The 11,896-nt window shown below is 57.7% G+C and carries 10 protein-coding genes; 7 read left to right on the top strand and 3 right to left on the bottom strand.

Annotated features, from left to right (window positions below; all coding sequences use genetic code 11):
* Positions 1-33: 33 nt before the first annotated feature.
* Positions 34-531 carry a 50S ribosomal protein L17 gene (gene rplQ, locus ACG98I_RS03290; RefSeq protein ID WP_394718361.1) on the top strand — a complete coding sequence of 166 codons (498 nt, stop codon included), beginning with the start codon at positions 34-36 and terminating at the stop codon, positions 529-531.
* Between the two features lie 208 nt (positions 532-739).
* Here rplQ and ACG98I_RS03295 read toward each other — a convergent pair whose 3' ends face one another.
* Positions 740-1,219, bottom strand: a complete 480-nt coding sequence (locus ACG98I_RS03295) for a hypothetical protein (RefSeq protein ID WP_394718363.1) — start codon at positions 1,217-1,219, stop codon at positions 740-742.
* Positions 1,220-1,452: 233 nt separating this feature from the next.
* Between ACG98I_RS03295 and truA the strand changes: the two genes are divergently transcribed.
* Together truA and eccB are read left to right on the top strand one after the other, a co-directional pair.
* Entirely contained in the window at positions 1,453-2,301 is an 849-nt protein-coding gene (gene truA / locus ACG98I_RS03300; protein ID WP_394718365.1) for a tRNA pseudouridine(38-40) synthase TruA, read from the top strand.
* Positions 2,302-2,345: 44 nt separating this feature from the next.
* Positions 2,346-3,632 carry a type VII secretion protein EccB gene (gene eccB / locus ACG98I_RS03305; RefSeq protein ID WP_394718367.1) on the top strand — a complete coding sequence of 429 codons (1,287 nt, stop codon included), beginning with the start codon at positions 2,346-2,348 and terminating at the stop codon, positions 3,630-3,632.
* Here the strand turns inward: eccB and ACG98I_RS03310 are convergent.
* Together ACG98I_RS03310 and eccD are read right to left on the bottom strand one after the other, a co-directional pair.
* Entirely contained in the window at positions 3,568-4,791 is a 1,224-nt protein-coding gene (locus ACG98I_RS03310) for a S8 family serine peptidase (RefSeq protein WP_394718369.1), read from the bottom strand. The genes eccB and ACG98I_RS03310 overlap by 65 nt on opposite strands.
* Positions 4,791-6,116, bottom strand: coding sequence for a type VII secretion integral membrane protein EccD (eccD, locus tag ACG98I_RS03315; protein WP_394718370.1), 1,326 nt, complete (start codon positions 6,114-6,116; stop codon positions 4,791-4,793). The genes ACG98I_RS03310 and eccD overlap by 1 nt, the downstream gene beginning before the upstream one ends.
* A 128-nt stretch (positions 6,117-6,244) precedes the next feature.
* Here eccD and eccCa point away from each other — a divergent pair, with 128 nt between their 5' ends.
* The 4 genes from eccCa to ACG98I_RS03335 all read left to right on the top strand — a co-directional run bounded on the left by eccCa (position 6,245) and on the right by ACG98I_RS03335 (position 11,724).
* On the top strand, positions 6,245-9,889 hold the full coding sequence (gene eccCa, locus ACG98I_RS03320; protein ID WP_394718372.1) for a type VII secretion protein EccCa: 3,645 nt from the start codon (positions 6,245-6,247) through the stop codon (positions 9,887-9,889).
* A gap of 7 nt (positions 9,890-9,896) precedes the next feature.
* On the top strand, positions 9,897-10,928 hold the full coding sequence (locus ACG98I_RS03325) for a type VII secretion-associated protein (protein ID WP_394718374.1): 1,032 nt from the start codon (positions 9,897-9,899) through the stop codon (positions 10,926-10,928).
* Positions 10,929-11,066: 138 nt separating this feature from the next.
* Positions 11,067-11,381: a WXG100 family type VII secretion target gene (locus ACG98I_RS03330; protein ID WP_394718376.1), complete on the top strand. Its 315-nt coding sequence runs from the start codon at positions 11,067-11,069 to the stop codon at positions 11,379-11,381.
* Positions 11,382-11,436: 55 nt separating this feature from the next.
* A complete protein-coding gene (locus ACG98I_RS03335; RefSeq protein ID WP_394718378.1) occupies positions 11,437-11,724 on the top strand; it encodes a WXG100 family type VII secretion target in 288 nt (95 codons plus the stop codon).
* Positions 11,725-11,896: the final 172 nt, after the last annotated feature.

Below are 11,896 nucleotides of genomic sequence, written 5' to 3' on the forward strand. Positions count from 1 at the left end.
GCTCTACCTAATCCGCACACGAGGAGTACTTAAATGCCTACCCCTAAGAAGGGTGCCCGTCTCGGCGGCTCCGCTAAGCAGCAGGCTCACCTGCTGAGCAACTTGGCAGCTAGCCTGTTCGAGCACGGCGCTATCAAGACCACCGACGCGAAGGCGAAGCTGCTTCGTCCTTACGCTGAGAAGATCATCACCAAGGCTAAGGGTGGAACCCTGGCTGACCGTCGTTCCGTACTGAAGCTCATCCCTCACAAGGATGTTGTTGCGTACCTGTTCGACGAGTTGGCGCCTAAGTTTGAAAACCGTGCTGGTGGCTACACCCGCACCATCAAGCTGGACAACCGTTCCGGCGACAACGCTCCTATGTCCCAGATTTCTCTGGTTCTGGAGGAGACCGTTTCTGCAGAGGCATCCCGTGCAACCCGCGCGGCTGCTTCCAAGAAAGCTGAGGAAGAAGCTGTCGAGGAGACCCCGGCAGAAGAAACCGCAGTAGAGGAAACCCCAGCTGAGGAGACCAAGGAAGAAGAGAAGTAATTCTCTAATACCTTTTAATCCCTAAAGGCCGTGCCCACCATTATGGTGTGGCACGGCCTTTAGCTTTGCGCTGCATTGCCTGCCGATGCAAAAACTGGCTCAGGCCCACACCGCCGCGATACGATGTGGGCCTGAGCCTGACACATAAGGAGATCTCAATTGTGCGCGCCGGAATCACCCTGACTTCACAGCGCTGCCCGATTGAGGTTTAAGGAATCAGCTGCTGTACCTGGGAAGGAAGTTGGTCCTTGATCTGAGGCAGGAAGGATGCGATGCCGCCTGCAATTGCCGCGAAGATGCCTACGCCGAGCAGGGCCTGCTGTTCTTCGGAGGAGCCCTCTTCGGTGCCTTCTTCGCCATCAGCGGTGGAAGAGCCTGGGAAGTTGGAGGAAAGGTCGGATTCGCCCTCTGCGCCTTCCTCGGTGGAGGAGAGCTCATCGCTGGAACCCTGAAGCTCGGAGGATGCCTCGCCTTCTTCACCTTCACCGGAGGAGGATTCGGAAGACTCAGCGGAATCAGTGGAGTCAGAAGACTCGGAGGAGTCTGAGGTATCAGAGTTCTCTGAAGACTCGGTGACGCCCTCAGCAGAACCTTCTTCTTGTGCGTACGCAGCAGGTGCGGTCATGGCGCCTGCGCCCAGCAGAGCCGCTGCGGATGCAGTGGCGGTAAACTTCTTGAACTTCTTCATTGTGCTGTATTTCCTTCCAGCCTTGTTGAAAGATTCATGCACGAAAGCGACTTGAGTGCTCCGTGCTTGCTCACCATTATTGCAATAGCGCCGACCCACCTGTCCACCCATCGTTTGGGTGACGAGTCCACCTTATTTAAAGCTATTTTCATTCCTGTGAACAATGCCCAGCGGAAAGAAACGGGCTCACAGGTTCCTCCAATCGCCCTCATGTGGGGGTAGAATGGCGAGCTATGACTGTGCATGAAGAGTTTGTCCGGCTGCGTTTTGATCTCGCTTATGATGGCACCGATTTCCATGGGTGGGCGAGCCAGAAAGGCGGTTTGCGCACGGTACAAGGGCATCTTGAGCAATGCTTGTCGATGATTTTCCGACACCCCATTGAGCTCACCGTCGCGGGGCGCACCGATGCTGGTGTGCATGCTGCCGGTCAGGTCGCCCACGCTGATGTGCCAGTAGCAGGGCTTGCTCAGCGCAGCATCGATGGAGATCCGGCGAAGTTGGTGCGTCGGCTAGCGAAGCTCACGGATGAGGACATCCGTATTCATAACGTCTCTTTTGCACCCCCGGGCTTCGATGCGCGCTTTTCGGCGCTGCGGCGTCATTATGTCTATCGCATCACCACGGACCCAGCCGGTCCATTGCCCACGCGCGTGCGCGATACAGCCACGTGGACGCGCGCGGTGGATATCAATGCCATGCAAGAAGCTGCAACCACGTTGGTTGGGCTGCATGATTTCGCGGCTTTCTGTAAAGCCAAACCGAATGCCACCACGATTCGTGATTTACAGGCCTTTACTTGGCATGATGTATCGACGCCGACCGAGCCCCACCTCTACGAAGCACACGTGAGCGCCGATGCCTTTTGTTGGTCGATGGTGCGCTCACTCGTCGGATGTTGCCTCGCCGTGGGGGAGGGCCGGCGCGAGATTAACTTCGTGGAGGCAATGCTGGCTGAGTTGGAGCGTTCCTCCTCGATTCCCGTGGCCGCGGCAAAAGGCCTCTCCCTGGTCGGCGTGGATTATCCTGCTGATGATGAACTCGCCGCGCGCGCATTGATTACGCGGGACAAACGCAGCTAAACCCGCTAATCTAGTAAAAGCTATTCGGGGGGAGAGCTTTTCACGTGTCTAGATTTGTACCTACAACAAAAGCCCAGGTTTCGGGGCATAAATTTTTGGTTCGCCGCATGCAGCATGCTTTGGTGCTCGGCGACATCCGCATGATCCATGATCCGCTGGCGGCCCGGCGTCGCGCGTTGATCCTCGGCACCATTGCCGTGGTTCTCATCGCAGCTGGTTCAGGTCTACTCGCGTGGCTACGGCCAGATCCGAATCCAGGCGAGGCCATGCTGATGCGCTCTGAACAGTCGCAGCTATATGTCCGCGTGGATGACTCACTTCATCCAGTGGCAAATGTGGTGTCAGCGCGGTTGATTCTCGGGGAAGCGGCAGAACCAGTCAGTATCGGAGAATCGGCCCTAGAGAATATGGCGCTGGGAACGCCTGTGGGGATTCCGGATGCGCCGATTGCGCTCGCCGCGCCGCAAGATTTTGACCCGCTTGCCCCCGCGCAGCCCAATACCTGGGCTGCCTGCATCATGCCAGAAGATGCTCCGGAAGCGGAGTTTCCTACCCCGCCCGGTCTCGATGAGGAGGCGCCCAACCAGCTGATTGTGTCCACCGGGCATGACCTGATGCCTGTGGCCGAACCGACGGCAGCGTATCTCACGCACGAAGGCCAGGAGTGGCTCATCACACCACGCGGTCGGGTAGGTTTACCTAGCGCGACCAGTGATGAGGGCCGCATAGTTCGTCGCATATTGAAGCTGGATAACCCACGTGAGGTCTCAGCTGAGTTCCTCAATACTTTCACGGAGAACCCGCCCATCCGCTTGCCGCAGACCACGCTGTTATATGCCGGCAATGATGCGTGGGCGGAGGTCGATGGCGGGGTATATGCACTCACGAAGACTCAGGCTGCGATGCTGGAGGCAGCGTCGCGGCCAGCGCGCGCAGTCAGAGAAGCAGAGCTTGCAGCGCTTGCCGATGCCCCCTCCACCGACCTTGACGCCCTACCCACAACCATTCCTAGCTTGATGGATGACACCGCGTGGCTGTGCGCAAATACCGAGGGGCACGCGGTCGCCGTTGCTCCTATAGACTCCCTGGTGGAGCTATCTGGCGATGGTGCAGCTTCGCATTTCGCGGGCCTGCCCGGCGGTGCGGTCGCTGCTGATACTGGTTATGGTGTCCACGTGATTAATGAAACTGGCCGCCGCCACGAGGTCGAGGATGCGGCGGCGGTGAACTCATTGGGCATCGCGGTGGAAGAAGCTGCCTGGCCGATTATCCGGTTGCTGCCGGAGGCAACGCCGCTTTCTCGCGATCGCGCGCTTGAAGCCAGCTACTAAGAACACCGCCGAGAAATAGTGCGAAGACAAGCCCTGCACCACTGACAATGAGCATGCGATTGAGTCTTCGCTGCGCGCCGGCATCAGCGTCAGCCGGAGCCTCTATGGCAACGTGGCGTTGCGCAGTGCTCTCTTGCATCGGCATGTGAGTCAACGCTGCCAGCGGGTCGAGCACCCGATGAGCTGATTGCGCCGAGCTGTAAACTATCGAGCGCACTTCCTGAGGACTTAGCCGCGGATTGCGCTCCAGCATCAACGCAACGGTTCCACTCACAGTGGGCGTGGCATAGCTGGTGCCATGGAATTCGCGTTCGCCGCCATCTTTCACCGCGGCCCGCATCCAGCCTTCGCCATTGGGATGAATCGCGACTTGTGCAGTACCTGGCGCGCTCACCCAGTCGCCGTCGGTGACGGGAAGGGAATAGTCGGCGAGGGTATAGGCATCGGTAAGCGCTGCCACCGTGATGACGGTATCTTCTACGCCCGGGTAGGCCACCATTCCTGCTTCACAGTCACCGTCAATATTGCCAGCGGACGCCACCACCACTGTCCCTGCCTGCTCTGCTTTCTGGAGTGCTGCTTTCAGCTCGGCTGAATCTAGCCGCTCGGCATCAGCAGGGGACAGGCATGCGACCACCGATAAACTAATTACGCGCGCGCCAGCGTCAACGGCGGCATCAATACCTTGCGCCATGCTTGCTAATGAGCCTGTGCTTTCTGTTCCGGGCGCAGAACGGTAATGCTGAGACGTCTGCCGAATGGAGACCAAGCGCGCATTCGGCGCAATACCCATATCGCGCGCGCCGATGATGCTGGCCACCACTGAGCCGTGAATATCGCAGTCATGTAGCGAATCTGGCGCATCTGGAGTCACAAAGTCCGGCCCAGCGTCCAGCACCGAAAACTGCTCATGGGCAAAGACGCCGGTATCAATAATCGCCACAGTAATTCCACGGCCGGTCGCAAGATTATGCAGCCTGTCGCGGTAACCCTGCTGATCAGGACTAAAAGACGGTGGTTGTGCGGATCCCACTGGGTGAGCGCACGCTGTATCTTGCGCTGCGGCTGTTCCCAGCCACAAGGGTGTTACCGGAATTAAAGATATCGCCAGCGCCGCCACAGCGACCATGACCGCCCGTCGCAACAATAACCGTTGCATCATCCCAAACCCCGGATGAATTCGAAGAGTCCCGCCACGTGCGCAGCCAGCGGCAATGTAGCAACTAGGGCAATGGCCTCGAGACGTTCGAACCATTGAATCGTGGTTGGTGTCGCTCGCTGCACCAGTGGGGACCACCACGGTGAGGGCAGTGCGGCGAATATCGGAAAGCACGCCGCGATCCACAGGCTCGGGTGAATTGGACCGTGGGCACTAGCTACGACTACCGCGATGGGCGCAGCGACAGCTGCGATGACCGCGAGTGCCATCAGCGACCACAATGCATGCGCTTGCCGATGCCGCGCCCCATGCAATAACACCGCCGCACACAGCGTTAGGCACAACATCACGGTCACGATCAGCCGCGGCGTAGAGGTCAGCGCCAGATATCCCAGCGCCATCGCCGCCATGAGCGCGATTGCAAAGCATATGCCCTCATAGAGGAAATGCGCGCGTCGGGAGCGGTCATCAATATCCGGAGCTTGCTCATCGGAGATGTCTAAGTCTTGGCCGGCGGTCGGAAGCTGTGGCACGCGAAGGCCTGCCATCATCGTGGATATCCCCGGTGCAAACGCCACTAACACCACGGATATTCCAATTACCGCGCCGGCGCTGCCGGGTAGGGTGAGCCCCGCGACCAGTAATAGTAGAGATATTGTTGCAGCTGCACCTGTGGTGCGCGGATGTGCAATCGCCAGCACATGACAGACTAACGCCATCACCGTAGCACCCACGGCCGACGCGAAGAACCCTAAACGCAAGGAATGCTCATCAACAATCGGCCAGCCCGCCACTACTGCGCCTGCTGCAAGAGCACCAGCTGTAATAAGCAGCCACGCCAACGATAAGCCACGGTGCCACACCGCTAGAATCAGCCCGCCCATGACCACCGCGCAGGCGCCTGCTGCAACCGCACCGGATGGGATATCCGAGGCCACAGACCCTACGACCACGGCGAGACACAGAAGGGCAGCGGTGACCCACATCGTGAGAATCCCGCGCGTAGAACCTTCGTGGCCTGCGAAAACCAGGGACTCCGCGGAATCACGAATGACCGGCGCCGGTAAGTCTTCGGCGGGACTGATGACGAGTAGGGAGCCATCGGCAAGCTGCGTGTGCGACAGCGGCGCCAATTGATCCACCGGACGCCCCGCCGGCGTTGTTGCACGCCACGGCACCGTTGATTCCGGTGCGCCGATAAAATCCACCAACTCCGCCATCAACTCACCCAGCGAGGATGACACCGGCAGCGCTAAATCAGCCTCTTTCTTAAAATCCCCCGCATGCAGGCGCACGGTTAAACGCACGCTTTGTGAAAAGCTCATATTTCCCCCGAAATAATCATCCGTGGGCCTAGGTCTTGCCCCACCGGCTCTATTGTGGCTTACTTAATATATACATGTCCACTTAACTGGGACGATTGAGCTTCTTCGGGGGAAGAAGGGGGAATATTTTGCAGATCGTTGATCCAATTTCATTTGCGCTGCGTGATGAACCACCAGCATTACCATCGGGCAACCTGGACGCCGAACCGGTACCGCAAGCCATCAAGCCGCAACCGATTTCGCTCATGCGGATTCTGATGCCGCTCATCATGGTGGTGGTCATGCTGGCGATGGTCGCGATGATGATTCTGACATCGAATGGCGCGCCAAATCCGATGATGCTGATGTTTCCCATGATGATGATCGCATCTATGGCCATGATGTTTAACCCACAATCAGGCCAAGATCCGGATGAGTCGCGGCGGACCTATCTGCGCCATCTGGGTTCGTTGCGGGAGGCAGCGTTAAAGAATGGGCAGGCACAACGTAAAAATGCGCTGCACCATCATCCGGCGCCCAGGGATCTGGTGCAGCTGGCTGGCACCACGCGCATGTGGGAGCGGCAGACCAGTGACGACGATGCTTATGAGGTGCGCGTTGGTATTGGCTCTGCGACGCTGAGCACGCCCATTAATGTTTCCGAATCTGGCGCGACAGAAGATTTGGATCCGGTGTGCGCGGTGAGTTTGCGGCACACGCTGGCGGCAGTGTCAACGGTGGCGGATATGCCGATCACGCTGCAGCTTCAGGCATTCAGGTTTCTGGGCATCACCGGGGACAATGCCCGTGAGTTGGCACGCGCTATGGTCTTGCAACTGGCGACTTTTCATGGGCCAGAAGCGATTGGTTTCCGCAGCATTGGCCAGGGTTGGGAATGGTTGAAGTGGTTGCCGCATGCACGCGCACCCCAGCAGGCGCACTTTGTGTGTCTTCTGGTTGATGACACCACGACCACTGGCTTGGAGCCGTTCATGGATGACCCGGACGTTGATTGCATCATTGATATCTCTTCACGTCGGACTACGGCGTTGGGCGTTCGCGCCGAACAGGAGGGGCTAGTTTTGCTTGCCGATGCCTCCCTCACCGTGCTGACCTCTGATGGCGCAGAGGAGCTTGGTCGTGCCGATGACGTCAGCGAAGCTGAGGCGATTGTGGGTGCGCGTGCGCTGGCCCGGTTTTCGCGTCCTGAGGTGACTTCGGCTCATACCCGCGATGACCTGCTTGGTCTTTTGGGCTTTGGGGATGTTGCTGAGATGACAGGGCCGGCGTTGTGGCCGGGGCGCCGCGGCGCGGCGCGGTTGGCAGTCCCCATTGGGCTGTCGCCGTCGAAGTTGCCGGTCATGCTGGATTTGAAGGAGTCTGCTCAGGGCGGCATGGGACCGCATGGGTTATGTATTGGTGCTACAGGATCAGGTAAATCGGAGGCACTGCGAACTATTGTGGTGTCACTCGCTGCAACGCATAGCCCAGATGAGCTGAATTTTGTACTGGTGGATTTTAAGGGTGGCGCCACCTTTTTAGGCTGCGATCATTTGCCCCACACCGCAGCAGTGATTACCAACCTGGAGGATGAATCAGCCCTGGTGGAGCGCATGTATGATGCCATTTCGGGTGAGATGAACCGCCGTCAGGAAATCTTGCGCGATGCAGGAAACTTCGCCAATGTCACTGATTACACCACGGCGCGGCTCTCTGGCCGTGATGATTTACCGGCGCTTCCGGCATTGGTGATTGTGGTGGATGAGTTTTCTGAATTGCTCATGCAGCACCCGGATTTTGCCGAACTTTTTGTTGCCGTGGGCCGGTTGGGACGTTCTTTGCATGTGCACCTTTTGCTTGCCTCACAGCGGCTGGAAGAGGGCAGATTGCGTGGACTGGATTCGCACCTGTCTTATCGGATTGGTCTGAAAACATTTTCAGCGGCGGAATCACGTCAGGTGCTTGGGGTTTCTGATGCGTACCATTTGCCGGCCGAACCGGGCGCTGGCTATTTGAAGACCGATGCGGATGCGCTTGCACGTTTCCAGGCCTTTTATGTCTCCGGCGGGCTGCCGCGGGAAGCGGCCGTACACGATGCACCGGGAGCTGAGCGTCTACCGATTTCAGAATTTACTGGCTGGGATGAAGAGACCGCGGAGCCAATTAAGGTGGAGACCTACATTGATGATTCCACGACGCTTTTGGCCGAAGTTGTCGATGCCACGCGTGAGGAAGCCGCAAGGAGGGGGCTTAAGGCGCACCGCGTGTGGCTGGCGCCTTTGCCACCGGCCATTGAATTGCCGGCGGTGGCGGTGGATTTCTCGCCGCCAGGCGACGGACAGATTCACGCGCCGGTCGGTATCATTGACCGGCCCTTTTACCAGCGACAGGATCAGTTGCTCGTCAATCTCTCATCGGGTCATATGGCTATTTGTGGTGGCCCGCAATCTGGAAAGTCGATGGCGCTGCTCACCATAGTGGCGTCGCTGGCTGCGGCTTACTCACCGGATTTCCTGCGCTTTTATGTCATTGATTTAGGTGGCGGGCAGTTAAGCGGTCTGAACCGTCTGCCGCATGTCGCGGCGGTGGCGGGGCGGCATGAAGAAGAAAAAGTCCGCCGTGTCATCGATGAAGTTATGGGGCTGGTGGAACACCCCGAATCCCGGCATACCTATCTTGTCATTGATGGCTGGCACCATATGGGTGTCGCCGGCGCTGATTTTGAGGATCTTTCCGAGCCCATAACGAGACTGGCAGTTGACGGCCCCTCGGCGCGGGTGCACGTGATTATCTCGACGCCACGCTGGACGACGATGCGTCCTGCCATCCGCGACCTCATCACTGAGCGTTTGGAGCTGAAACTCGGTGAGCCGATGGATTCGCTTTTTGACCGTAAGAAGCAGCAAAAACTTCCCAATCTACCTGGCCGTGGCATCACACCAGAAGGGGAGAGCATGCTGATGGCCGCCACGTCACGTCAAGATCTCGCGCACATCGAATCCTTGTGGACGCATGTTGCTCCAGTTCCTGAGCTGAAGATGCTGCCGGCCACGCTTTCCGTCGCCGATCTCGTCACCACCGACGCGAGCTCCGAACTCGAACGTAATCCGGATGTAGATATCAGGATTCCGTGGGCACGCGGAGGGCGCGATTTGGAGACACAAACCTGGGATACCAGGCACAATTTCTTCATCGTGGGTACATCCGGGGTGGGTAAGTCGACGGTGGTGGCGACGCTCCTGCAGGGCATCGGCAAGCTTGATCGAGCGGATGCACGCATCGTGCTCATCGACCAGCGTCGCGCGCATTTGGGCACCGTTGATGAATCCATGCTGGCGGCGTATTCGGCGACGTCTGCTGCCACAGAAAAAGTTCTCCGCGATACAGCAACGACGCTTGCCGCGCGTCTACCAGGGCCAGATATCACCCCAGCGCAACTGACTGAACGTAGCTGGTGGACGGGACCGGATATTTATGTGGTCATCGATGATTTGGACCTGGTCAGTGATATGGCATTAGCGCCAATCGTGGAGCTGCTACCGCATGCGCGTGATATCGGCCTGCATATTGTCGCCGCACGTAAAGCTGGTGGAATTGGGCGTGCACTCTTTGGTCAATTCCTTGCGCAATTGCGTGATACCCAGCCTGCGATTTTTGTCATGGACACCCCACGTGATGAAGGCGCAATTTTCGGTATTAAACCCGCCCCGCAACCAATCGGCCGTGGTCAATTGGCAATCGGGTCGGACATGGTGGGGTTGTGCCAAGCAGCGCTGCCAGAAAGCGAAGGATAAAAACTACATGTCCACTTATGACGACTACTCCGTTGACCTCACCATCACGGTGCTGGATACCGCCACCATTTTCGAGGGACCGGAAGCCATTTATCGCTATGATCTTCCTGGCACCGCCATCGTTGAAGGCTCTGCACTAAGCGGGGTCATTGACCAAGTAAAGAAGATGTTTCCGGCACCGTGGCCGCAGTTGCGCGTGGTGGTTCTTGCGGATTCTTCCGGCGGACCGATGTCACATGAAGCGGTCAAAATTATCCGTCGCCAATTGCAAGTTCATGAGGTGATGGTCACTGAACCTGCCTCGGTGCCTGCTACGGTGCGCGACACGGAGCCAGCCACGGAAGCAGCCACCACGCATCTCAGCGTGGTGGAAGAAGTACCCAAGTATGAGAATTACAACGAAGAAGCGATCATTCGGCCGGTCGATGAACCAGCCAGCTTCTTCTACCGCTACAAGTGGCTGCTCATCAGTGCGGTCGCGGCGGCAGCAATCATCGTGCTGCTTGTCGTTTGGTTGCTCATCCGCAGCTCAAACACCGAAATAAATGAAGATGACACCACACAACCGGCACCGGCTACCACAGCGGCAGCACCTGCCACCACACCTGTACCCACGCCGGCTGATACCCCGACGACAGTGGCACCAGCCAATGTGATTATCGAAGGTGGCGGTCTGCGCGTGATGCTGCCTGCAGGCTTTAGCCACGTTGAAGAAGATGGGTTGGTCACCGCGACAGGGGATGACCCGAACTTGCGCATTCTCATGGTCATGGACCCGCTGTACTCGGTGCCAGCCCACGCCCTCTTTGCTGAGGTACGTGCACACATTGACGCCGATGAGACCTTGTCACAACCACGCGAAGCTGATGGGCGGCTGATGTACGTGGAACATCCCGGCGATGATTCTGTGGTGTCCTGGACCACCTGGGTTGAAGATGACCAGCAGGTTTCGCTTGGTTGTCATACCCGCAATGAACCGAGCTTGGCGCAGCGCGCGGCGTGCCGCATGGCAGCAGAATCCGTGGAGAAAGTTGATTAAACCTTCACGGGAACCTTTCTAATAAGCGCGAAGTCCAATGTAGTTAGGGAAGTTAAGCGGCCAAGGGGGTACCGCAACTTTCTGAAACACCAACTATTCGCACACACCCACATTGAAGGAAGAAGGGGACTTTCACCCATGAGTCAGATTTTCAAAACTGAAGCCGAGGTCATGGTCGCGACCGCAGGTCGCGTTGATACCACCAATGATGAAGTTGCTGCTGAGCTCGTCCGTCTGCAGGGCGTGGTGGATTCCGTTCGCGCTAGCTGGACTGGTAGCGCGCAGGTGTCCTTCGACAACCTGATGCAGCGCTATGACGCATCTTCTCAGCAACTGCAGGAAGCGCTGACCACTATCAGCGAAAATATCCGCTCGAATGCTCGCAACTTCGACAACGTGGAGGCCCAGAACCAGGATGCTTTCAATAACGTCGGCGGCGGCCTCGCACTCTAACACACACTGACATACCAATTCGCCTATATATAAGGACAGAAAAGGAATCCACTCCATGAGCGAAATTAAGTATCAATTCGGTGCCATCTCTAATGCTGCCGCCGACATCAACTCCAGCGCTTCCCGCATCAACGGTCTTCTCGATGACCTGAAAGGCGTTATCGCACCGATGGCATCCACGTGGGAAGGTGAATCCGCCGCAGCATATAATGAGGCACAGGCCAAGTGGGACAAGGCAGCAGCCGAACTCAACACCGTGCTGGCTACTATTTCTCAAACCGTTTCCCAGTCCAATGACCGCATGAGTGACGTCAACCGTCGCGCCGCAGCTAGCTGGGGATAAATACGCACCATAAGCGTCCCGGGCGGGGACATTGCATAAACATTGTGCGCAAGAGAGCTTGAAAAGCTTGCCTCGATGCATGGGGCTTTGCATCGGCAAGCAAAGGCTCTTCTTGCGCATTTTGGTTTTTGACCTCCTGACTATTATGCTTATACCCCTGTGTGCTTTGCCG

This window comes from Corynebacterium sp. L4757 (assembly GCF_043673995.1).
In the GTDB taxonomy this organism is placed as follows: Bacteria; Actinomycetota; Actinomycetes; order Mycobacteriales; family Mycobacteriaceae; genus Corynebacterium.

What these genes read in the sequence shown, in the direction of transcription:
- rplQ (WP_394718361.1), top strand. Translation starts at nt 34, where the DNA reads ATGCCTACCCCTAAGAAGGGTGCCCGTCTCGGCGGCTCCGCTAAGCAG.
- ACG98I_RS03295 (WP_394718363.1), bottom strand. Translation starts at nt 1,219, where the DNA reads ATGAAGAAGTTCAAGAAGTTTACCGCCACTGCATCCGCAGCGGCTCTG.
- truA (WP_394718365.1), top strand. Translation starts at nt 1,453, where the DNA reads ATGACTGTGCATGAAGAGTTTGTCCGGCTGCGTTTTGATCTCGCTTAT.
- ACG98I_RS03310 (WP_394718369.1), bottom strand. Translation starts at nt 4,791, where the DNA reads ATGCAACGGTTATTGTTGCGACGGGCGGTCATGGTCGCTGTGGCGGCG.
- eccD (WP_394718370.1), bottom strand. Translation starts at nt 6,116, where the DNA reads ATGAGCTTTTCACAAAGCGTGCGTTTAACCGTGCGCCTGCATGCGGGG.
- ACG98I_RS03325 (WP_394718374.1), top strand. Translation starts at nt 9,897, where the DNA reads ATGTCCACTTATGACGACTACTCCGTTGACCTCACCATCACGGTGCTG.
- ACG98I_RS03330 (WP_394718376.1), top strand. Translation starts at nt 11,067, where the DNA reads ATGAGTCAGATTTTCAAAACTGAAGCCGAGGTCATGGTCGCGACCGCA.
- ACG98I_RS03335 (WP_394718378.1), top strand. Translation starts at nt 11,437, where the DNA reads ATGAGCGAAATTAAGTATCAATTCGGTGCCATCTCTAATGCTGCCGCC.